Source organism: Streptomyces sp. NPDC025638, from assembly GCF_055558775.1.
This window is the reverse complement of record NZ_JBVHLX010000001.1, coordinates 463,193-485,932: the sequence shown is the minus strand read 5'-3', so window position 1 is coordinate 485,932 and position 22,740 is coordinate 463,193. Positions and strand designations below refer to the sequence as shown.

Below are 22,740 nucleotides of genomic sequence, written 5' to 3'. Positions count from 1 at the left end.
CTTGTTAATCTGCGCCTCGCTGAAATCGTCCACAAAGGATCGAACCACGCCGAATGGCGGCCGAGAGGATACCGACCATGCAGGACTTTTCTCGTCGCGGACTGCTCAAGGCAACGGCGGCCGCCGGCGCCGGCGCGGTCATCGTCCCGGGCGTCACGGCCGCGGAAGCAACGGCCGCGAGCGCCTTGGGCGAGGGGCCCGGGGGTGGGAAGTGCGCGCCGGCGGAGCTGACCGGCCGGATCGTCCGCCCCACCGACGCCTCGTACACGGATGCGCGGCTCGGCTGGGACCAGCTCTTCTCGCACTATCCGCTGGTCATCGTCTTCGCGCAGAACACCCAGGACGTGGTCAACGCCCTCACCTGGGCGCGGCAGAACGACGTGGCGGTGCGGGTGCGCAGTGGCCGCCACGCCCTTGAGGGCTGGTCGAACGTGGACAACGGGCTCGTGATCGACATCAGCGAGCTGAAGTCGGTCCAGGTCGACGCCGACGCGCGTATCGCGAGGGTCGGTGCCGGGCTCAATCAGTTGGAAGCGGTGACCACGCTCGCGCAGCAGGACTTCGCGGTGACCACCGGTACGGAGGGCAGTGTGGGCCTGTCCGGTGCGACGCTCGGCGGCGGCCTCGGCTTCCTCACCCGCTGGCTCGGCATGGCCTGCGACAGCCTGGTGGGGGCCGAGATCGTCGTGCCGTCGGGTACCGAGTGCGCCAAGGCGATCCAGGCGGACCTGCACCAAAACTCGGACCTGCTCTGGGCGCTGCGCGGCGCGGGGAACGGCAACTTCGGGATCGTCACGTCACTGACCTACAAAGTGGCTCCGCTGAAGAGCGTCACTTATCTCCAGGCGACGTGGCAGGGCATCGACGACCTCCACGCCATCTTCGAGGCGTATCAGCGTACGGCGCCGACCACCGACGCCCGCCTCGGAACGCAGCTCGAGATCCACCGGAACCAGATCTTGCTGTTCGGGGTTCTCCCCGAAGGGACGCCGGACGAGACGAAGGCATTGCTGGACCCGATCCTGTCGATCGACAGCCCGGACGTCACTACGCAGGTCGGAAACTGGGGAGATGTTTACGCGGGATTCCAGATTCCGACCGAGCTCGAACCGGCGAACTGGAAGTTCCACTCGCAGTTCGCCAGAAGGCCCTTCCCGAGCGACGCCATCGACATCGTCGACTCGTTCATCAAGAACGCCCCGACGGATGACAGCAACTTCTTCGTCCAGGCTTTCGGCGGGAACGTCAGGAAGAGCCCCCGCGGCGGCACTGCATTCCCGCACCGCGACGCGCTCTTCTACTCCGAACCCGGCGTCGGCTGGGGTAAGCGCAGTGACCAGCCGGGCGTCTGCGACCCGCTCACCTCGGAGTGCCAGGCCTGGATCGCCGAGTTCAGCCAGGCGCTGCGGCCCTATGTGAACGGCGCGTACGTCAACGTGCCGAACATCGGGCAGCAGGACTGGGAAACCGCGTACTGGCGGGACAATTTCGACCGGCTGCGCAAGATCAAGGCGAAGTACGACCCGCGCAACGTCTTCCAGTACGAGCAGAGCATCCCGCCCGCGTCCTGCTGACCGAACGGGCCCCCTCCCCGCCCAGGGAGGGGGCTCGTTCGACTGCAGGGCGCCGCTTCCTACCTGTCGTCCTCGTCCCGGCCGTCCTCGAAGACGAAGAGTGGTTTGGTGCCGTGTGCGGGTGCTTCGGCGAGCGGGACGGCTTCAGCGAAACGTTCGAGCGGGAACGGCTGCCCCCGGGGGATGCTCAGCACCTCATCGGCGACGAGACCGCGGACCTGGGACAGCGCGCGCAGCGCATCCTCGGGTGAGGCAGCACCGAACCAGCGGTTCAGCCAGAAGCCACGGACCGCTTTGGTCTCGTAGATGACCGAGCGTGCCTGCAACGGGATCGTCAGCGCAGCGGGGTCGGTCTGCCGATGGGTCGAGAGTGCGCCGTAGACCACGACCTCCCCTCCCGGAGCCAGCGCCTGGGACACCTGGGCACCCACGGGGCCCGCGACACAGTCGACGGCCTTCCGCACGCCGACCGGCCCCGCTGTCTCAGCCACACGCCGCAACAGGTCCTCGTCCTCGGTGCAGATGACCTCGTCGCCGCCGAGCGCTTTGATCTCCTCGACGGCAGCGCGCCGGCGCACGACATTGATCGTGCGCACACCCAGATGCCGGGCCAGCTGAATGACGAGCCGGCCGACGGTGGAGCCCGCGGCCGTCTGCAGCAGCCATTCGCCCGGCTGCACGTCGAGTTCGCGCGTCACCAGGAGCAGCGCGGTCAACGGGTTGACGGCGAGCTGACAGGCGCTGGAGTCGCTCAGATGGTCGGGGACCGGCAGAAGCCTTTGCGTGTCGGCAACGAGGTATTCCTGCCAGGTTCCGGCCACAGGGGGCCCGGGTACCGCCGGGACCGCAGCGGCCACCACGCGCTCGCCGGCCTTCAGTGCCTCGGTGTCCGGGCCCAGGGCCGCAATACGGCCCACGCATTCCATGTGGCCCCCGACAGCGGGAAACTCGGGGGAGAAACCGTAGCGGCCGCGCAGCACGTGCAGATCACTGGCGTGAATCGGAGTGGCCTTCACACGGATCAGCGCCTGACCGGCTTTCGGCGAGGGTACAGGCCGGGATTCCAGCCGCAGGACATCGGTGGGCTCGCCGGCCCTTACGGCCACGAGCGCGCGCATGGATCGAGGCATGAGTGGCCTTTCGTCTCTCAGTGCCCGCTGCCCACCTCGACGAGCGAATCCAGCCGACGGGCGATCCAGGCCGACCGGCGATCCAGGACACCGGCCGCCGCCGGCCAGTCATCGAGGCCGGTCGGCCGGGGGTCCCGAATGCGGTGATCCAGGGTTGAATGTCTGCGACCGATGCCCTATATCACATATACGCTGAATGTGGCAATATTGCATGTGTGGCGTTTCGTGCTGAAGACAGGCGAGAGGAGTGCAACATGATCGCCAAGCTGCTCTGCAAGCTGTCCTTCACCCGCCACTACGGTGCGTACGGGGCCCACGAGTGGGATGCCTACGCCGGTGACGACGGGGACTGATCGCACTACCGGCGGGCGCCGACGGGCGCCCGCCGATTCCCACCCACGCTCCCGACGACATCGGCCTGGACAGGTACGAGAGCCTGGACAGGTACGAGAGCCAGGGACGATCTCATGGGCCGAACGAATGAGCCGCCGCGGTTGCCCGAAGGCAGCTTCGCCGCCTGGAGCCGCGACCGGCTGGCAGTGGCGCGCCGTGGCGCCGAGGAGTGCGGGGACGTGTGGCAGCTGGAGCCAGGTGTCTACGTAGCCGCCACGGCCGGGCCGTGTGAAGCAGTCCTGCACCGCGCGCAGGACTTCCCCAAGGCACCCTCGCCGCTCTTCCCGCCGTTGAAACGGTCGAGCGGAACACCGACGCCCGAGGAGCGTTCCCACGCTCACGCCGCCCGCATGCGCGGACTGCGCCCGCAGGCGGTCGCGGCCCGGATCGGTGAGATCGCGCCCAGGACCGCTCGATTTGCCGACCAGTGGCCCACGGACCAGGACATCGAGATTCTGCCCCCGGTCCGGCACGCCCTGGCAGAGATCGGCGTGAGCTACCTCTACTCCGAAGACGCTCCCACCCTGCTGCCCTTCGCCGCACAGCTCTTCCTGGCCCGGGAGGTGCTCGTACGCCCCTCACGCTGGGCATGGCCGCGCTGGATCCCCACACCGGCACGGCGGTTCCGCACACAGCAGCAAGTCGCCTTCACCGACGCTCTGCAGCCCATCGTCCGCCGGCGCCGTTCATCGGGCCGACTCGGTGACGACGTGCTGGGACAGATGCTCCAGCCCTCCCCCCGCTATGGCCTGCTGCCGGAAGAGGCCGTCCTCGACACTCTCCCCGCCATCACGGTCGCCACCTTCGAGACACCGTCCCGGGCAGCCGGATGGATCCTGCTCCACCTGGCCCGGTACCCCCAGGCAGCGAGCCGCGTCGCGGCCGAAGCCGCCCTGCTGCCCGCGGACCCGGCCGCGACGACCAGCACCCACCTCGACAGCCTGCACTACACCGAGGCACTGGTACGCGAGGTGCTCCGGCTGTACCCCCCGAGCTGGCTGCTGACCCGGCGCGCCACGCGACAGACCGAGCTCGCCGACTACACCATCAACGCCGGATCCACCGTTCTCGTCTGCCCCTACACCGCCCACCGCGACGCACGGGAACACACCGAGCCGGACGAGTTCCAGCCCGAGCGCTGGCTCGAAGATCCGGACTCGCCGACGAAACCCGGGGTCTTCCTGTCCTTCGGTACCGGCCCGCACGGCTGCGAGGGAGCCGCTCTGGCCATGGCGATGCTGACGCTCCTGACCGCGCAGACCGCCCGCCGCTACCACTTGAGCGAGCCGCCCGGACCGGAACCCGGATACCAGGTCGCCACCTTCGAAGGTCTCGCAACTGTCGGCTTGCGCCTGCGTGCCACCGTGCGCGGCTGAGGGCACGCCCGGACGGACGGCTCATGGTTCGCTCATCGTGTGCCGCTGGTCGAACTCGTCGGCGAGCATGCCCATCAAGACGAGGCCGTGGTACCGACCGGCGAAGAAAACGTGTTCCCGCAGCCGCCCCTCCTCGGTGAAGCCGAGCCGACGGAAGAGTGCCAGCGATGCCGCGTTGTGGGCGAAGATCGCTGCCAGGCATTTGTGATAGCGCCGCTCGGCAAACATGAAGCGCAGCAACAGCACCAGGGCTTCTGTCGCGTAGCCCTTGCGCCGGTGCTCGGCACCGATCGCGACATCACACTCGAACCAGCCTGAACGAGGCCCGGTACGACATGAACCGACCGTACCGACCAGCTCACCCGTGGCCGTCGTTACGACTGCCAACCGGAAGCGGTCGTCATCGCACGTGGCAACGGCTTGCTCCGTCGCCCAGGCACGGTAGCTCTCGGCGGACCTCGGCAGCTCCAGCCGGCTACCTCGCCGCCCGTCATCGTCGGCGAACCGCATGAACGCTGTCCAGTCGTCGGGCTCGATGGCGCGTAGGCGTACCCGATGACCGGTCCAGGACGATGCCATGCCCAATTTGATCACGCTGCTGTGCGCGCGGCCACTCGCAGCGGGGGTCAGGGCCTGACCGCGAACACCATGCCGATGTCGCCGGCCTGCTGCACCGGGTCCTGCTCGGTGCTGACCGTGAAGCCGTGCGTGAGGAGGACCTCGCAGACTGTGTCGCGGTTCTGCTGCCAGCGCTCCACCTCGACGACGGCCTGGCGGACCAGCGGCCAATGCCGTTCCTCGATGCCGCTGAGCACATCGAGTTCGGCGCCTTCCACATCGACCTTGAGCAGGTCGATGCGGTCGATGCCGTGCTCGTCGAGCACTGAGGACAGGGGCCTGACCTTCACCCGGTGCGTCTCGAGCCGCCGCATCACCCGGAGCTTGCGGCCGACGAGAAGAGTGAGGACGGGAGCGGGTACGCGGCGCAGGACCGGTCCCAGGCCCCCCTGGCGGATCATTTCGACAACGCTGGCGGTGACCCTCCGCCGCTCGGCCTCGATGTTCCCCTGATCCCGCGAGGAGGACGAGAAGATCGTGGCGGCCGGAACGTAGCTGAAATCGAGCTCGTCCTCATGGGACGCCAGGCCGTAAGGGAGCGCGGTCAGACGTCCGTTGAAGAACTCGCGAGCATTGCGTTCGAGTGTCGCGTGGAGTGGCGGCACCGGCTCGAAGGCGTAGATCCGCACGTCCCCGTCCAGCCGCTCATAGACGGCCGCCGAGAACACACCGATGTTGGCACCCACGTCGAGCACCGTCGCGCCCGGCGCACACTCGACGCCGTGGGTGAAGTAGCCGCCCACCTCCGCGCGCAGGAAGGACGCCTCCCAACGATTGATACTGTGCAGTTCAATCGCGCTCATGGTCATGACAAGGTGATGTATCAGGCTTGGAGTCAACAATCCAGCCCGCACACATCACTTCGCCGGCGCCCCTGATCCACAGAGACGCCGACGGGCGAGGACGCAAAGCTCAGTGCACGTGGCCACTCGCGGCGGGCGTCGGTGCCACGTTCTTGACCGTCAGGGGCAGAAGCTTCTTGCCCGTGGGGCCGATCTGGATGTGGGTGTCCATCTGCGGCCATTCACCAACAGGGTTAAAACCGCTCCGTGCTGGTCATGGCCAAGCGAACCAGGACGCGCACGGCAACTGACCGTGCGACGTACGACGTTGAGACCGAGTGGACCAAAGCCGACTTAGCTCTGTTAGAGGAGTTGAAGAAGGCGGAGGCGCTCTTGCCCGACGACGCTCCTCGGGCCCTTCTGTCCGTGCGCCTGTCCGTCCTCACCGACGACACGACGTCTCCGGCCCGACAGGAGCTTGATCTACGCGTCCTCGCGAGGGAGCGCGGCTGCCGTGTGGTCGGCGTCGCCAGCGACCTCAATGTGTCGGCGACCAAGGTGCCGCCGTGGAAGCGCAAAGAGCTTGGCAACTGGCTCAACAACCGGGCGCCGGAGTTCGACGTACTTCTCTTCTGGAAGCTGGACCGCTTCGTACGCCGCCTTTCCGACCTCAGCACCATGATCGACTGGTGCCTGAAGTACGGAAAGAACCTGGTCTCCAAGAACGACTTCATCGACCTGACCACCACGGCCGGGAAGATCATGGTCACGATCATCGGCGGCATCGCCGAGATCGAAGCAGCGAACACGAGCACCCGCGTCGCAAGCCTCTGGGACTACACGAAGACGCAGAGTGACTGGCTGGTGGGCAAGCCCGCGTATGGGTACGAGACGGCGGAGAACGATGCAGGCAGGGTCGTACTCGCCATCGATGAGACCGCCTACCGGGCACTGCACTGGTGCCGCAGCGCCGCCACCAGGAACGTGCCGGCTTCCGCCCGGCGCATGGCCAAGGTCCTCGTACGCGCGGGGCTCTGCGGACCGGGCCTGACAGCGTCGACGCTGCTCCGCCGTCTCAGAAACCCGGCGCTCATGGGATACCGCGTAGAAGAGGAAAAGAACGGCGGTGTGCGCCGCTCCAAGATCGTCCTCGGTAACGACGCGAAGCCCATTCGCGTAGCAGACCCGATTGAGTTCCAAAGCCTTCAGGAGGCTTTGGACCGACGAGGCAAGCAGCAGCCCACCCGGCGCCCCGACGGGGCAACGAAGTTCCTCGGCGTCCTGATCTGCCATGACTGCGGCTCGAACATGACAGTGCAGAAGAACCGCGTCAAGGATCGCTTCTACATGTACCTCCGATGCGGCAAGTGCAAGGCAGGAGGGCACGGCGCCCCGAACCCCGACGAGATCTACAGCAAGCTCGTCGATGACGTTCTGAGAGTTCTCGGAGACGAACCGGTCATGACACGCGAGTATCGGCAGGGCGCCGAAGCCCGCAAGGAACAGCAGCGCCTTGAACAGTCCATCAGCTACTACATGACCGGACTTGAGCCCGGGGGCCGCTTCACGAAGACGCGCTTCACCAAGGAGAAGGCTGAGAGGACGCTGGACGACCTCATCAAGCAGTTGGAGGCCATCGACCCCGAGTCGACCAAGGACCGGTGGGTGGCCGTGCACAACGGCAAGACCTTCCGCACCCATTGGGAGGAAGGCGGCATGGAAGCCATGGCCGCCGATCTGCTCCGGGTGGGCGTTAAGTGTGTCGTCAAGCGAACCAGGGTGCAGGGCGTGCGGGCCCCACACATCCACCTGAAGCTCATGATCCCCAAGGATGTGCGCAACCGCCTGGAAGGGGTCGGGTGCGATCGGACCGTGACGACCGCACTCCGTCTGACGTCCAGCGAAGCCCCAGAGTGCAGCCTCTCCAGGGCCTCTGCGTGTCTGAAAGAGCGCTCCTAGCGACGCTGGCACCGTCAGGCGGAACAGTGCCTACGCCGCCCTCGATGAAGGATGTGACCCTCTGCACCTCTAGAGATCTTTAAAGGTGTGGGTCATGTCGGGGCGCCAACGCGGTCCGCGCCAGATCGCGTAGCCAGAGGTGTGCGGGGTCGGTGTCATAGCGCTGATGCCATGACAGGTACACCGCGGCCGACGGCAGTTCGAACGGCAGTGGAAGGAGAGCCAGACCGAGAACCGTGGCCGCTGAACGCGTGGTCGATTCGGGGGCTGTGAGGACGAGGTCGGAGGCGCGCACGAACTCGAACGCGGTCCCTTCGGTGGGCGCGGTCGCCACTACCCGTCGGGTGAGGCCGAACCGCGCGAGAGCGTCGTCGAGGGCGTTGCCGAGCTTTCCGCGCCGCGAGACGGTGATGTGCTCGGCCGCGGCGTACCGCGCGGCGGTGACAGCCTTGACTCGGGTGAGCGGGTGTCCCCGCCGCACGACGATGACGTGCTGGGTCTCAGCCACCCGATCGGCGCGAATGTCGGGTGCGGTCGGGCGGTTCGCGTTCGCCTCCAGGTCGACCTCGCCGCGACGCAGCTCGGGGGTGTCGATGCTCGATTCCGCGATGAAGCGCAAACGCACGCCCGGCGCCTGCTTGCGTACGGCCGCGAGAAGCGCGGGGCCACTGAGGGCGACGAGTGAATCGTGCCAGCGGAGTGTGAAGGTGCGCTCGAGCGTCGTGAGGTCGAGTTCGCGGCTCGGTGCCAGCACGCCCTGGACCTGCTGCAGCAGCTCGTGCACCTGTTCCCGGACGGCGATCGCGTACGGCGTCGGGGTCATCGTGCGCCCGGTACGCACCAGGATCTGATCCCCCGTCGTGCGCCGGATCCGGCCGAGGCTTCGACTCATCGCGGGGGCGGTGACGTGCAGGCGCTCAGCAGCTCCGGCCACGCTGCCTTCCTCCAGGAGCGCATCGAGCGCGGCGAGCAGGTTCAAATCCAATTGCATGAGACTCATCCTAGCCGTGCTTTACATGCACTTGCAGTTAATGATGGGCCCTCCTACCTTCGAGATGCGGGCGTGAAAGAAACACGGTTTTCGCCTGGTCCGCCTCCTCACCCCCCTGCTCAGATGGGAGCACCGCCATGCCCGAGTCGATTCAGACCACCGGAATTGCTGCCACCGCCGGCTCCGCGTCCGACGCCGACCTGCTCGCGCAGACCGAGATCGCCGTGCGCGCGGCGGCTTCGGCGCTGCGGGAGCGGTTCGGCGACGTGGTCCGCTACGAGACTCGCGAAGAGCTAATGCGCGCGCTCGCCGCCAACGACGACGCGGCCCTCGACGTCCTGCGCCCCCGCCTCACTCTCCTGCGCCCGGACGCCCGCTTGGTGGAGGACGAGCTCGCGGGCGGGGCCCTGCCCCCCGGCGAATGGTGGGTCCTGGATCCGGCCGAGGGCAACGTCAACCACCTGCACGCCCTGCCGGAGTGGGCGGTGACCGCCACTCTCGTGCGCGACAACCAGCCGGTGCTCACCGCAGTTCACCTGCCGTTGACCGGTGAGACCTACACCGCACTCGCCGGCGCCGGCGCCTACCTCGACGGCCGCCCGCTGCACGTGTCCCAGACCATGGACCTGGGCCTGAGCCTCGTGGCCACGAGCCAGGCCAGGCCGGACGAGGACGAGAAGGTCGTGCGGCGCATCGGCTCCTCGATCACCGCGATGCTCTTCGATGCGCTCGTGGTACGGACATCCGTGCCCGCCACCCTGCACCTACTGAACGTGGCCGCCGGCCGGATCGACGCCTTCTGGCAGTTCGCCGGGGCCCGCGCGGACCTGCTTCCCGGGGCGCTGCTCGTCGCCGAGGCCGGCGGGCAGATATCCGACGCCGAGGGCCGCCCCTGGACCCCGGAGAGCGAGAGCTTCCTGGCCGCCGCGCCCGGCGTGCACGCCGAAGCCGTCGCCACGCTCTCCCGCTGACTCCCACGAGAACCACAAGCACCGGAAGGACCACATCAGCATGACCATGATCGCCGTTCTCGGAAACGGCCGCGTCGGCAGCAGCCTCGCCCTGGCCCTCACCCGGGCCGGGCACGAGGTCGCCGTGGCGGATCGCTCACCAGGCTCTGCCGCCGGCGTCGCCCGGACAGCGCAGATCGTCATCAACGCCACCCCGGGTGCCGGATCGCTGGAGCGGCTCATCGCGCTGCGCGAGGAAATGCAGGGCAAGATTCTCGTAGACGTGTCCAACGCCACCGTCGACGGACCAGACGGACTGCCGGCCGATCTGCTCTACCCCGGCTCAAGCCTCGCGGAGCAACTTCAAGAAGCTCTCCCCGACACGCGCGTCGTCAAGACGCTCAACACGATGCTCTACACGGTGATGACCGCGCCCGCCGCGCTCACCCAGAGACCGACCGCCTTCCTCTCCGGCAAGGACCCGGAGGCCAAGCAGGTCGTACGCGGGCTTCTCGCCGACCTCAGCTGGCAGCCGGAGTGGATCACGGACCTCGGCGGGATCGAGACCGCGCGGGCCGCCGAGGCCGCGATCCTGTTCGTACCACACGTGATCCGATCCAGCGGATTCGCGCCCTTCGCAATCTCGATCACCCGCTGAGAGCCCGACGCAACTCTTCCTGAGGATGACCGTCAGACGTGGCGAGCCGGAATGCCCGAAGGGCTGTCAGGGCGGTGCGCGTGACCACTCGAAGCAGACGCCGGCGCAGCGTTCTTGACCGTCAGTGGAAGCAACTTCTTCCCGGTCGGGCCGATTTGTATGGCCGTGTCCATCTGCGGACACACCCCGCAATCGAAGCAAGGCGTCCAGCGGCAGTCCTCGACCTCCGTCTCGTCGAGGGCGTCCTGCCAGTCCTCCCAGAGCCAGTCCTTGTCGAGGCCGGAGTCGAGGTGGTCCCAGGGGAGGACCTCCTCGTAGGTGCGCTCGCGGGTGGTGTACCAGTCGACGTCGACGCCGAAGGGGGTGAGGGCCTTCTCGGCGCAGGCCATCCAGCGGTCGTACGAGAAGTGCTCGCGCCAGCCGTCGAAGCGGCCGCCGCCGTCGTAGACCGCGCGGATGACCGCGCCGATGCGGCGGTCGCCGCGGGAGAGCAGGCCCTCGACGATGCCGGGCTTGCCGTCGTGGTAGCGGAAGCCGATGGAGCGGCCGTACTTCTTGTCGCCTCGGATCTTGTCCCGGAGCTTTTCGAGGCGTGCGTCCGTTTCCTCCGCAGACAGTTGCGGGGCCCATTGGAAGGGCGTGTGGGGCTTGGGGACGAAGCCGCCGATCGAGACCGTGCAGCGGATGTCGTTGGAGCGGGAAACCTCGCGGCCCTTGGCGATGACCTTCGTCGCCATGTCGGCGATCTGCAGGACGTCGTTGTCGGTCTCCGTCGGCAGGCCGCACATGAAGTACAGCTTCACCTGGCGCCAGCCGTTGCCGTAGGCCGTCGCCACCGTACGGATGAGGTCCTCTTCCGAGACCATCTTGTTGATGATCTTGCGGATGCGTTCCGAGCCGCCTTCGGGGGCGAAGGTCAGGCCCGAGCGGCGGCCGTTGCGCGTCAGCTCGTTCGCCAGGTCGATGTTGAAGGCGTCGACGCGGGTGGAGGGAAGCGAGAGGCCGATCTTGTCTTCCTCGTAGCGGTCGGCCAGGCCCTTGGCGATGTCGCCGATCTCCGAGTGGTCGGCCGAGGAGAGGGACAGCAGGCCTACCTCCTCGAAACCCGTCGCCTTCAGGCCCTTTTCGACCATGTCGCCGATGCCCGTGATCGAGCGCTCGCGGACCGGGCGGGTGATCATGCCCGCCTGGCAGAAGCGGCAGCCGCGGGTGCAGCCGCGGAAGATCTCGACCGACATGCGCTCGTGGACCGTCTCGGCCAGGGGGACGAGGGGCTGCTTGGGGTAGGGCCACTCGTCCAGGTCCATGACCGTGTGCTTGGAGACGCGCCAGGGGACGCCCGACTTGTTGGGGACGACGCGGGCGATACGGCCGTCGGCGAGGTACTCGACGTCGTAGAACGCCGGGATGTAGACGCCACCGGTGCGCGCCAGGCGGAAGAGGACCTCCTCGCGGCCGCCGGGGCGGCCCTCCGCCTTCCACTCGCGGATGATCCTGGTCATGTCGAGCACGGCCTGCTCGCCGTCGCCGATGATCGCCGCGTCGATGAAGTCGGCGATCGGTTCGGGGTTGAAGGCCGCGTGGCCGCCGGCGAGGACGATCGGGTCGTCCAGCCCCCTGTCCTTGGCCTCCAGGGGGATGCCGGCCAGGTCCAGGGCCGTGAGCATGTTCGTGTAGCCGAGCTCCGTGGAGAACGACAGGCCGAACACGTCGAAGGCCTGCACCGGACGGTGGCTGTCCACCGTGAACTGCGGGACACCGTGCTCCCGCATCAGCGCTTCCAGGTCCGGCCACACGCTGTAGGTGCGCTCGGCGAGGACGCCCTCCTGCTCGTTCAGTACCTCGTAGAGGATCATGACGCCCTGGTTGGGCAGTCCGACCTCGTACGCGTCCGGGTACATGAGCGCCCAGCGCACGTCGCAGGACTCCCACGGCTTGACCGTGGAGTTCAGCTCCCCGCCGACGTACTGGATCGGCTTCTGCACATGCGGGAGCAGAGCTTCGAGCTGCGGGAACACAGACTCGGCGGTCTCGGCGGATTCGGCAGGCATCTCGTCGAACCTTCGTGAGCGGACAGGGGTGACCATCAAGCCTAACCCGCTCGGGGACCCGGTCCGTACGCTCAGACGGACGCCCCGGACCTCATCCCCTTCCAGACCCCGGGCAGCTCGGCCTCCACGGCCGCCGCCCCCTGCTCCTCCCGCCCGTACAGCAGCCCGTAGGTGAACGCGCTCTCTCCCGCCGCGTGCGCCACGGCGGCCAGCTCGCGCAGGGTCTGGCGGGCCATGACACTGTCCTGGTGGTCGCCGAGCAGGGTCTGCAGGGACTTCATGTCCTTGGTCAGGGCCGCGGCCGGGTCGCCGAGGGCGGGTGTGGCGGCCTCGGCGGCGTAGCGGGCCCGCTTGGCCTTCTTGCGGGCCTCGTGCAGCCCGAGGTCGCGCTCGTGGCCGGGGTCGAGGTCCAGCGCCTGTTCGACCAGGCCGGCGACCTTCGCGAAGTCCTTGCGTACGGCCTTGGCGATCACCTTCTCCGGCGTCCCGGCGGCCGCCTCCAGCAGCGGCGGGTCGGCGACCAGGGCGTCCAGGGTGTCGAGCAGCGTCAGATACCGCCGGGAGTCCAGGACGCCGATGACACGGCCGCGGGCTCCGCCATGGCTGGCGCCGGCCCAGAGCCGGAGCCGCTCGTGGACGGGGCCGGAGACCAGTTCACCGGGGACCGCGTCGAGGGCGGCGGTCAGGCGCTCGGTGAGCACCTCGCGGTCGCGGTCCACGCCGAGCTCGGCCGCCAGCCACTTCAGCTCCACGCCGATCGGATCGGTGACGGTGCGGTCGAGGACCTTGCCGAAGGAGCGGAAGGTGCTGCGCATACGGCGGGTGGCGACCCGCATCTTGTGGACGGAGTCCTCCACGTCCCGGCGGACGGCGGGGTCGAGCTCGACGATCGCGTCCCGTTGGTCGCGGACGTAGGCGAGGATGTGGTCACCGGCGGTGACGGGTTTGGCGGGCTTGGCGGGCTTCTTCGGGCCGCGGCGGGCCTTCTTGGCGGCGGGTGCGGTGTCGGCCAGCGCCCTGGCCAACTTCGACGGCGCCTTCGACGGCCGTACGCCCGCCTTGCGCAACCGTTTCTCCACCTTGTCGAGGACGACCGGGTCCACGTCCTCGGCGAGCTCGACCTCGATCTCGGTCCACTGGGCGGTGCCTCCGCCCTCGGTGAGCCGCTCGGCGGTCACCGCGTCGACGCTGGCCTCGGCGAGCAGTCTGCCGGTGGCGTCGACGAGGTGCCGCAGGTCGCGGGCGGAGCGGAGCCGGACGACGGGGATCAGCTCGGCGTCCCGGACCCGGGAGCGCACCAGCGCGGCCAGCTCCTCGGGCAGGCTGTCGGAGAGCGGGGCGTGGATCTCCTCGCGCACGCCCGGGACCACCGGGAACTTGAGGTGCCAGCCGGCGTCGGAGCCGCCGGTGCGGCGGCGCAGGGTGATGGAGGCGGCCGCCAGGCGTTCGTCGGCCGTGTCGTGGTAGGTGGCGTCCAGCTCGACAACGCCTTTGTCGAGGACGGCCGCCACCCCGCCGACGCCGGTCAGGTCGGGCAGCCCACTGTCGTCGGATTCGTACTTGCGCTCGATCTCGCGTTTCGCATCCGCCATGAATCGAATCTAGTGGCAGGCGGGCCGCGATGGCAGAGCACACCCAGGGTGAATCACAGGCAAACTCCAGGAAATCGGGAGGTGGCTGACGCCCGTGGCAAGGGGCCACCGGAAAGGTGGCCCCCCGCCCTCCCCCCTACGTCCCGCTACGTCTCCCTACGCCGACATCGGGCGCTGCACCCGGATCGACTGGAGCAGGCCCACGGCCACCCACACCGCGAACATCGACGAGCCGCCGTACGACACGAACGGCAGTGGCAGGCCGGTGACCGGCATGATGCCGAGGGTCATGCCGATGTTCTCGAACGCCTGGAAGGCGAACCAGGCGACGATCCCGGCGGCGACGATCGTGCCGTACAGCTCGGTCGTCTCACGGGCGATGCGGCAGGCGCGCCACAGGACGACGCCGAGGAGGAGGATTATCAGGCCCGCGCCGACGAAGCCCAGCTCCTCCCCCGCGACCGTGAAGACGAAGTCCGTCTGCTGTTCGGGGACGAACTGGCCGGTGGTCTGCGAACCGTGGAAGAGGCCCGCGCCGGTCAGACCGCCCGAGCCGATCGCAATGCGGGCCTGGTTGGTGTTGTAGCCGACGCCCGCGGGGTCGAGGTCCGGGTTGGCGAAGGCCGCGAAGCGGTTGAGCTGGTACTCGTCCAGGATGTGCAGCTGCCAGACGGCGATCGCGCCGAGGGCGCCCGTGCCGAGCAGGCCGAAGACCCATCGGTTGGAGGCGCCCGAGGCGAGCAGCACGCCCAGGATGATGATCACCATGACCATGACCGAGCCGAGGTCGGGCATGAGCAGCACGATCAGGATCGGTACGGCGGCCAGGCCCAGGGCCTGCAGAACCGTGCGGTGGTCGGGGTGCTTCTTGTCACCGGCGTCCACCCGGGCCGCCAGTATCATCGCCATCCCCAGGATGATCGTGATCTTCACGAACTCCGAGGGCTGGAGCGAGAAGCCGCCGCCGAGCACGATCCAGGAGTGCGCGCCGTTGACGGTCGAGCCGAGCGGTGTGAGCACCAGCAGGATGCCGAACACCGAGATGCCGTAGAGGATCGGCACGGCCGTGCGCAGGGTGCGGTGGCCGAGCCAGATCGTGCCGATCATCAGGGCGAGCCCGATGCCGGTGTTCATGACGTGCCGGAGCAGGAAGTAGTACGGGTCGCCCTGGTTGATCTCGGTGCGGTTGCGGGTCGCGGAGTAGACCAGCAGCGAACCGAGCAGGGACAGGGCGAGCGACGCCAGCACTATCGGCCAGTCCAGGCGGCGGGCCAGCGAATCGCGGGCGAAGAGCCGGGTCCAGCCCGCGCGCGCGGGGCCGTATCCGGAGACGGAGAAGCTGTTCGCGCCGGTCATGTGAGCATCCTCCGGCTTCCCCTGCGGCGACGGCGCCTGCGGGTGTTGCTGTTGCCCGTCCCCGGCGAGGCGGTGGTCGCGGCGGGCTGCGACGCGTCCGGTGACGGCGATCCCGACGGGGTGGCCTGCAGATCCTTGGCCGGGTCCTTGGACACCTTCGGGGACTTGATGGTGCCGTCCGTGCGGACCTTGGGCAGGTTCTTCTCCGGCGTGGGCAGCAGCGCCTTCTTGTTGTCGATGGACCCGTCCGACTGGACGCCGTACATCGCGCTGTAGATGTTGCGCACGGCCTCACCGGAGGCGCCGGAACCCGTACCGGCCTGGGCGATGGTCATGATGACCGTGTAGTCCTTGGAGTAGGTGGCCAGCCAGGACGTGGTCTGCTTGCCGTAGACCTCGGCGGTGCCGGTCTTGGCGTGCAGGGCGATCTTGTCCTGCGGCCAGCCGCCGAACTTCCAGGCGGCGGTTCCGCGGGTGATGACGCCCGCGAAGGCGTCGTTCATGCCCTTGAGGGTGGCCTTGTCGACCGGCAGCCTGCGGCTCTTCTTGGGCTTGATCTCCTGGACGGACTTGCCGTCGGCGCTGATGACCGCCTTGCCGATGGTCGGCTGGTACATGGTGCCGCCGTTGGCGACGGCGCCGTAGATCACGGCCTCCTGGATCGGCGTGACGAGGGTGTCGCCCTGGCCGATGGAGTAGTTGATCTCGTCACCCTCGCGCATCTTGTTGCCTTCGAGGCAGTTCTCGTACGCGATCTTCTCGACGTAGGAGCCGTCCTTCTTGCCGGACTTGCACCAGGCGTCCTTGTTGGCCTTCCAGTAGTCGAGCTTCCACTGGCGGTCCGGGACGCGGCCGGTGACCTCGTTGGGCAGGTCGACGCCGGTCTCCTTGCCGAGGCCGAACTGGTGGGCGGTCTTGAAGAACCAGTCCTTGGGCTGGCCCTTCTTGGGGTTGATGCCGCCGTCCCTCTTCCACTCGCGGTCGGCGAGGCCGTAGAAGACGGTGTCGCAGGAGACCTCCAGCGCCCGGCCGAGCGAGATCGGGCCGAAGTTCTCACCCTCGAAGTTCTTGAATACCTGGCCGCCGACGGAGTACGAGCTGGTGCACGGGTAGCCGCCGTCCCAGACGTAACCGGCCTGGACCGCGGCGGCCGTGGAGACCACCTTGAACGTCGAACCCGGCGCCGCCTGACCCTGTATGGCCCTGTTGAGCAGCGGGTAGTCGGAGTTCTTGCCGGTGAGCTTCTTGTAGTCCTTGGCGGAGATGCCGCCGACCCAGACGTTCGGGTCGTAGTTCGGCGCGGACGCCATCGCGACGATCCGGCCGGTCTTGGCCTCCATCACGACGACGGCGCCGGAGTCGGCCTTGTAGTTCTCCTGGGTGATCTTGTCGTACTGCTGGCGGGCCTTCTCCATCGCCACGTTCAGCTCGTACTCGGCGACCCGCTGGACGCGGGAGTCGATGCTGGTGACCAGGTTGGAGCCGGGCTCGGCGCCGTCCGACTTGGCCTTGCCGATGACCCGGCCGAGGTTGTCGACCTCGTAACGGGTGACGCCGGCCTTGCCGCGCAGTTCCTTGTCGTACTGGCGCTCAAGACCGCTGCGGCCGACCATGTCGGAGCGCAGATACGGCGAGTCGGTGTCCTTGGCCTGCTGGATCTCGTCGTCGGTGACCGGGGAGAGATAGCCGAGGACCTGCGCGGTGTTGGACTTGCCGGGGGCCGGGTAGCGGCGCACGGCCTCCGGCTCGGCGGTGATGCCGGGGAAGTCCTCGGAGCGCTCGCGGATCTGCAGGGCCTGCCTGGCGGTGGCCTCGTCGGTGATCGGGATCGGCTGGTACGGCGAGCCGTTCCAGCACGGCTGCGGGGTCTTGGCGTCGCACAGCCGGACCTTCTGCATGACCTCCTTGGGGTCCATGCCGAGGACCCCGGCGAGCTTGGTGAGCACCCCCTTGCCGTCGTCCTTCTGCTTGAGCAGGTCGGTACGGGACGCGGAGACGACGAGGCGGGTCTCGTTGTCGGCGATCGGGACCCCGCGCGCGTCCAGGATCGAGCCGCGCACGGCGGGCTGGACGACCTGCTGGACGTGGTTGCCGGACGCTTCCTTGGCGTAGGCGGCGCCCTCCCGGATCTGCAGGTACCACAGGCGGCCGCCGAGGGTGCCGAGCAGGGACAGGACAAGGATCTGGATCACGACGAGCCGGGTCTGGACCCTTGGGGTCCGTCCGGTCTCGGGAATGTTAGTCATGGGCGAAGCCCATTCCTTCAAGGGTGGTGGTGGGAGACGGGTCGGCGTCGGTCACTGTGGCTGCCTCCCCCTCTCAGTGTGTGTACGACTCATATACGACGAACCTGTGCGCCCGGCCCCCGGCCAACCGGCGTGTCCTCACAGCCGCTTGACCCCCTTGATGCGGCCGACGCGGGTGGCGCGGGTACGGGCCTTGGTCTTGAGGCTGCCCAGGCCGCCGCGCTGGCCGCCGATGCGCAGGCCCGTGCCGGAGGAGAGCCAGCCGGAGGAGAGGTCGGTGGCCTTGGCGCCGGAACCGCTCTCCGAGAAAGGGTCGTTCTCGGCACGGCGGGCCAGGGCCATGATCCCGGGGACGACGAACGGCGCGAGCAGCAGGTCGTACACAGCGGCCGTGAGCAGCAGGCTGCCCAGGCCGACATGGCGGGCGGCGGTGTCGCCGACGAGGGCGCCCACGCCCGCGTACAGCATGGTCGAGCCGATCGCCGCGGCGACCACCACGACCATGGGTCCGGTGGCCGACTTGAGCCGGCCGTTCTCCGGCTTGATGAGTCCCGCGCCGTAGCCGATGACGCACAGCACCAGGGCGTAGCGGCCGGCGGCGTGGTCGGCGGGCGGGGCGAGGTCGGCGAGCAGTCCGGCGCCGAAGCCGACGAGGGCGCCGCCCACATGGCCGTACACCATGGCCAGGCCCAGGACGGTGAGCAGCAGTATGTCGGGCACGGCACCCGGGAGGTGGAGCCGGGACAGCACGCTCACCTGGACGACCAGGGCGACGACTACCAGGGCGGTGGAGAGCAGGATCCGGTTGACACGCATGGGGATTCAGCTCCTACTACTGCTGCTGCTGGTCGGTGGCGGTCGCGTCGGCGGACGGGGTGACGGTGACGGTGACCGTCGGGGTGGGGGTCGGCTTGGGCTTGGCCGGGAGCACCTCGTCGCGCGGGTCCTTCTTCGGGGCCTCGACGACGACGCCGACGATGTCGAGCTTGGTGAAGCCGACGAACGGCGTGACGTAGAGGGTACGGGTCAGGCCGCCGCCGGAGGGGTCGACCTTGGAGACGATGCCGACCGGGACGCCGGGCACGAAGGGCTTGTCGGCCTGGGAGCCGAAGGTGATGAGCCGGTCGCCCTTCTTCACCTCCGCCTTGCCGTTGAGGAGTTCGACGCGCAGCGGGCGGTCGCCCTGCCCGGAGGCGAAGCCGAGTTCGTCGCTGCCCTCCATACGGGTGCCGACGGTGAAGTCGGGGTCGTTGGCGAGCAACACCGTGGAGGCGTCCGGGCCGACGGTGGTGACGCGCCCGACGAGTCCGTCCCCGTTGAGCACGGTCATGTCCCGCTTGATGCCGTCGTTCGCGCCGACGTCGATGGTGATGGTCCAGGAGAAGCCCTGGGCCGCTCCTATGGCGATGACCTGGGCGCCCTTGATGCCGTACTGGCCTTCGCCGGCCACCTTCAGCATCTTGTCGAGCTGTCCCAGGCGGCTGCGGTTGCGGTCGTCGCTGCCGAGCTTCGCCTTGAGGGCCGCGTTCTCCTTCTCCAGTTTCGCCAGCCGGTCGTGCCGTTCACCCGAGTTGCGGATGGCGGAGACGGCGTTGCCGACGGGATCGACCGCCGACGACACCCCGTTCTCGATCGGACCGAAGACCGCGGCCGCGGCCTGCCGGGCACCGTCGACCGGGGAGTTCTGGCCGCCGCGGATGTCCACCGTGATCAGTGCGAACGCGATGGCGATCAACAGCACCAGGAGCAGCCGGCTCTCTTTCGTGTCCCTCACGTGCGGCGGCCGTGCCCTTCCTCATTGGAATGGAGATTGCGGGAGCTTATGCCTCTATATCAACGATCCGCCGTACGAGAGGAGATCATCTCGTACGGCGGAATCGAAGAGTTACGTCATCTGCGCGGCTGGGCGTCCAGAACCTGCTGGAGCGCCTCGAACTCCTCGACGCACTTGCCGGAGCCGAGCGCGACGCTGTCCAGCGGGTCCTCGGCGATATGGATCGGCATGCCGGTCTCGCGGCGCAGCCGCTCGTCGAGACCGCGCAGCAGGGCGCCGCCGCCGGTCAGAACGATTCCTCGGTCCATGATGTCGCCGGACAGCTCCGGCGGACACTTGTCGAGCGTCGTCTTGACGGCGTCGACGATGGCGTTGACGGGCTCCTCGATCGCCTTGCGCACCTCGGCGGCGGAGATGACGACGGTCTTGGGCAGCCCGGAGACGAGGTCCCTGCCACGGATTTCGGTGTGCTCGTCGGAATCGAGGTCGTACGCCGAACCGATCGTGATCTTGATCTGCTCGGCCGTCCGCTCACCCAGCAGAAGGGAGTACTCCTTCTTGATGTGCTGGATGATCGCGTTGTCCAGTTCGTCGCCCGCGACGCGGATGGACTGGGCGGTGACGATGCCGCCGAGCGAGATGACCGCGACCTCCGTGGTGCCGCCGCCGATGTCCACCACCATGTTGCCCGTGGCCTCGTGGACCGGCAGGCCGGAGCCGATGGCCGCGGCCATGGGCTCCTCGATGATGTGCACCTGGCGGGCGCCGGCCTGGGACGACGCCTCGATGACGGCGCGGCGCTCGACGCCGGTGATGCCGGAGGGCACGCAGACGACGACGCGCGGCCTGGCGAGATACCGCCGCTTGTGGATCTTCAGGATGAAGTAGCGGAGCATCCGCTCGGTGATCTCGAAGTCGGCGATGACGCCGTCCTTCAGCGGCCGTACGGCAACGATGTTGCCGGGGGTCCGCCCGATCATCTTCTTCGCTTCCGCGCCGACCGCCAGGATGCCACCGGTGTTGGTGTTGATCGCGACGACGGACGGCTCGTTGAGTACGATCCCGCGACCCCTGACGTACACCAGCGTGTTGGCGGTCCCGAGGTCGACAGCCATGTCACGGCCGATGAACGACATTGAGTTCCCCATCAGGATTCGTCTGGCCTTCCCACGAGCTTTTGAGGGCTTTTCAGGTTGGCGAGGTGGGTGCTGTGACGTGAAGGCTTCCATCGTAGACGCGCCTGCACGAACACTGCGCGAGGGTCTTCGCCATTGTCAGCATGCGGTGCGCCGCCTCGCTCCTGGAGACGGCCCATCGGGGGCACTCGTTCCCCCGATCGCCACGCATATGCCAAGCGAAGGCCGAAAACGTACCCCCGCCCCAGGTCAGCCGGTCCGACCGAACTGACACGCCATCAAAAAAATCCCCGAAAATTTGCCACCCCGACCCGCCGGACCCGCTCCCCGCACGCCTCCCCCAAGACCACGGCACTCCGCCCCCGCCGCAACGAACCACACCCATCCCAACTACCCGGCGCAAAAGCCACCCCGAGCCACGGCCCCTGACACACCAAGTCCTCGACGCGCCAAGCCGACCGGAACGACGGACAATACGCACCCACGGCCGCGAGACGACAGGCATGGAGACCGACAGCCCGCCGGACCGGCAACCCACCCGAACCGGCACTTCACCGAACCGGGTGGCCGCCGAGCCTCAGACCCACGCACCACCCGGAGCGCGTCCCAACAGGCCCCGAACCGCCGAGTCACCCGGGCGAGCGGCTCGCCGGACCGGTGGCCACCCGAGCCACCGACCCGCTTACCACCCGGCGTGCGACCCAACCGCCCCGAACCGCCGATTCGCCCGGGTCGGCAGGTCGAAAGGATCCGCAGCCGCGGGGCGACAGAGTGCCGCCGCCCGCAGCGGGCGGGCGGCGGGCGGCCGACGGCCTAGGGAATGAGTCCGTGCCGGCAAGCCTCCGGAGGGCTACGCGTGGCCGGGGAAGAAGACACCGAGCCCCCTGCTCGCGAAGCCGGCCGGAACGACGGACAATGCGCACCCACAGCCGCGAGACGACAGGCGTCGAGACCGACAGCCCGCCGGACCGGGAGCCACCCGACCGGCAACCACCCGAACCGGGCGGCCGCCAGGCCTCAGACCCACGCACCACCCGGAGCACCACCCGGAGCGCGTCCCAACAGGCCCCGAACCGCCGAGACACCCGGGCGAGCGGCTCGCCGGACCGGTGGCCACCCGAGCCACCGACCCGCTTACCACCCGGCGTGCGACCCAACCGCCCCGAACCGCCGATTCGCCCGGGCATGCAGCTCGCCGGACCGGTGGTCACCCGAGTCACAAACCCGCGTACCTCCGAGTCACCCGGATCCGCAGCCCCGGGGCGACACGGTGTCGCAGCGGGCGGTGTCCGGGCCGCGAACCCCCGGAGGGTTACGCGTGGCCGGGGAAGAAGATCTTGACCTCTCGTTCCGCCGACTCCTCAGAGTCGGAGGCGTGGATCAGGTTCTCGCGGACGATGACGCCGTAGTCGCCGCGGATGGAGCCGGGCGCCGCGGCGATCGGGTCGGTGGGGCCGGCCAGGGCGCGCAGGCCCTCGATGACGCGCTCGCCCTCGACGATCAGGGCGACGACCGGGCCGGAGGCCATGAACTCGACCAGGGGCTCGTAGAAGGGCTTGCCCTTGTGCTCGCCGTAGTGCTGCTCCAGCGTTTCGTGGTCCAGCGTGCGCAGCTCCAGCGCGGTGATCTGCCAGCCGGCCTTCCGCTCGATACGGCTGATGATCTCGCCGGTCAGGCCGCGACGAACGGCGTCGGGCTTGAGGATGACGAGGGTGCGCTGGGTCACGGGAAGGCTCCTTCTGACTGACGTGTGCGGTGGGACGAGGTTACAGGGCGTGTCCGAACCCCTGTTACGCAGCGTCAGGTGTAGTGGGCGACCCGGCCTGCGCGGCGAAGCGGGCCTTCGCCTCGTCGATCTTTCTTCCGTAGTGCACGGAAGCCCACCACAGCGCCGCGAACAGCACCCCCATGAAGTACATCGTGGGGACGAACACTCCAGAGGCGATCAGCGCGAGCTGAAGGGCCCAGCCGAGGGCCACTCCGCCGGGGCGCGTCACCACACCGCACAGCACCACGCACAGGAACATCGCGATCCCGCTGACCGTCCACACCGTGGTCGTCGACAGGTCCGGGTCCTTCATCGCCACCAGCCCGGCGAAGCCGATGATGAAGAACTCGCCGATCAGGGTCGAGGAGCAGAGCGTACGCATGATT

The 22,740-nt window shown here is 68.4% G+C and carries 18 protein-coding genes; 5 read left to right on the top strand and 13 right to left on the bottom strand.

The features are described 5' to 3' along the window. Positions 1-53: 53 nt before the first annotated feature. Positions 54-1,574, top strand: coding sequence for an FAD-binding oxidoreductase (locus tag ACZ4EG_RS02165; RefSeq protein WP_467789215.1), 1,521 nt, complete (start codon positions 54-56; stop codon positions 1,572-1,574). Positions 1,575-1,633: 59 nt separating this feature from the next. Here the strand turns inward: ACZ4EG_RS02165 and ACZ4EG_RS02160 are convergent, their stop codons facing one another. Beyond that, on the bottom strand, positions 1,634-2,692 hold the full coding sequence (locus tag ACZ4EG_RS02160; RefSeq protein WP_467789214.1) for a zinc-dependent alcohol dehydrogenase family protein: 1,059 nt from the start codon (positions 2,690-2,692) through the stop codon (positions 1,634-1,636). Positions 2,693-3,171: 479 nt separating this feature from the next. Between ACZ4EG_RS02160 and ACZ4EG_RS02155 the strand changes: the two genes are divergently transcribed. Beyond that, positions 3,172-4,473 carry a cytochrome P450 gene (locus ACZ4EG_RS02155; RefSeq protein ID WP_453551651.1) on the top strand — a complete coding sequence of 434 codons (1,302 nt, stop codon included), beginning with the start codon at positions 3,172-3,174 and terminating at the stop codon, positions 4,471-4,473. 21 nt (positions 4,474-4,494) lie between these two features. On the opposite strand, the gene ACZ4EG_RS02150 is transcribed toward ACZ4EG_RS02155, so the two are convergent. Then, positions 4,495-5,052: a GNAT family N-acetyltransferase gene (locus ACZ4EG_RS02150; RefSeq protein ID WP_467789213.1), complete on the bottom strand. Its 558-nt coding sequence runs from the start codon at positions 5,050-5,052 to the stop codon at positions 4,495-4,497. Between the two features lie 47 nt (positions 5,053-5,099). Next, on the bottom strand, positions 5,100-5,900 hold the full coding sequence (locus tag ACZ4EG_RS02145; protein ID WP_467789212.1) for an FkbM family methyltransferase: 801 nt from the start codon (positions 5,898-5,900) through the stop codon (positions 5,100-5,102). 249 nt (positions 5,901-6,149) lie between these two features. On the opposite strand from ACZ4EG_RS02145, the gene ACZ4EG_RS02140 reads away from it, so the two are divergent. Continuing rightward, positions 6,150-7,832 carry a recombinase family protein gene (locus tag ACZ4EG_RS02140; RefSeq protein WP_467789465.1) on the top strand — a complete coding sequence of 561 codons (1,683 nt, stop codon included), beginning with the start codon at positions 6,150-6,152 and terminating at the stop codon, positions 7,830-7,832. Between the two features lie 79 nt (positions 7,833-7,911). Here the strand turns inward: ACZ4EG_RS02140 and ACZ4EG_RS02135 are convergent, their stop codons facing one another. Then, complete coding sequence (locus ACZ4EG_RS02135; protein WP_467789464.1) at positions 7,912-8,823, bottom strand: LysR family transcriptional regulator; 912 nt, start codon at positions 8,821-8,823, stop codon at positions 7,912-7,914. A gap of 137 nt (positions 8,824-8,960) precedes the next feature. Here ACZ4EG_RS02135 and ACZ4EG_RS02130 point away from each other — a divergent pair, with 137 nt between their 5' ends. Both ACZ4EG_RS02130 and ACZ4EG_RS02125 read left to right on the top strand, forming a co-directional pair. Then, a complete protein-coding gene (locus ACZ4EG_RS02130; RefSeq protein WP_467789211.1) occupies positions 8,961-9,794 on the top strand; it encodes an inositol monophosphatase family protein in 834 nt (277 codons plus the stop codon). Between the two features lie 40 nt (positions 9,795-9,834). Beyond that, positions 9,835-10,431, top strand: coding sequence for an NADPH-dependent F420 reductase (locus ACZ4EG_RS02125; protein ID WP_467789210.1), 597 nt, complete (start codon positions 9,835-9,837; stop codon positions 10,429-10,431). 32 nt (positions 10,432-10,463) lie between these two features. Here the strand turns inward: ACZ4EG_RS02125 and ACZ4EG_RS02120 are convergent, their stop codons facing one another. The 9 genes from ACZ4EG_RS02120 to ACZ4EG_RS02080 form a co-directional block, all read right to left on the bottom strand. Further along, a complete protein-coding gene (locus ACZ4EG_RS02120; RefSeq protein WP_467789209.1) occupies positions 10,464-12,482 on the bottom strand; it encodes a TIGR03960 family B12-binding radical SAM protein in 2,019 nt (672 codons plus the stop codon). A 71-nt stretch (positions 12,483-12,553) separates the two neighbouring features. Beyond that, the gene (locus tag ACZ4EG_RS02115; protein ID WP_467789208.1) at positions 12,554-14,074 is read right to left on the bottom strand and encodes a CYTH and CHAD domain-containing protein; all 1,521 of its coding nucleotides are present in this window, start codon (positions 14,072-14,074) and stop codon (positions 12,554-12,556) included. A 156-nt stretch (positions 14,075-14,230) separates the two neighbouring features. Further along, positions 14,231-15,430 (bottom strand): rod shape-determining protein RodA, encoded by a 1,200-nt coding sequence (gene rodA, locus ACZ4EG_RS02110; protein WP_453552332.1) that lies wholly within the window; start codon positions 15,428-15,430, stop codon positions 14,231-14,233. Then, on the bottom strand, positions 15,427-17,676 hold the full coding sequence (mrdA, locus tag ACZ4EG_RS02105; RefSeq protein ID WP_467789207.1) for a penicillin-binding protein 2: 2,250 nt from the start codon (positions 17,674-17,676) through the stop codon (positions 15,427-15,429). The genes rodA and mrdA overlap by 4 nt, the downstream gene beginning before the upstream one ends. A gap of 138 nt (positions 17,677-17,814) precedes the next feature. After that, a complete protein-coding gene (mreD, locus tag ACZ4EG_RS02100) occupies positions 17,815-18,492 on the bottom strand; it encodes a rod shape-determining protein MreD (protein WP_453552336.1) in 678 nt (225 codons plus the stop codon). A gap of 16 nt (positions 18,493-18,508) precedes the next feature. Next, positions 18,509-19,450, bottom strand: coding sequence for a rod shape-determining protein MreC (gene mreC / locus ACZ4EG_RS02095; protein WP_453552338.1), 942 nt, complete (start codon positions 19,448-19,450; stop codon positions 18,509-18,511). 116 nt (positions 19,451-19,566) lie between these two features. Continuing rightward, the gene (locus ACZ4EG_RS02090) at positions 19,567-20,586 is read right to left on the bottom strand and encodes a rod shape-determining protein (RefSeq protein WP_004001297.1); all 1,020 of its coding nucleotides are present in this window, start codon (positions 20,584-20,586) and stop codon (positions 19,567-19,569) included. Positions 20,587-21,898: 1,312 nt separating this feature from the next. Further along, the gene (gene ndk / locus ACZ4EG_RS02085) at positions 21,899-22,312 is read right to left on the bottom strand and encodes a nucleoside-diphosphate kinase (protein WP_453552340.1); all 414 of its coding nucleotides are present in this window, start codon (positions 22,310-22,312) and stop codon (positions 21,899-21,901) included. Positions 22,313-22,376: 64 nt separating this feature from the next. After that, positions 22,377-22,736, bottom strand: a complete 360-nt coding sequence (locus ACZ4EG_RS02080; RefSeq protein WP_453552342.1) for a DUF4233 domain-containing protein — start codon at positions 22,734-22,736, stop codon at positions 22,377-22,379. Positions 22,737-22,740: the final 4 nt, after the last annotated feature.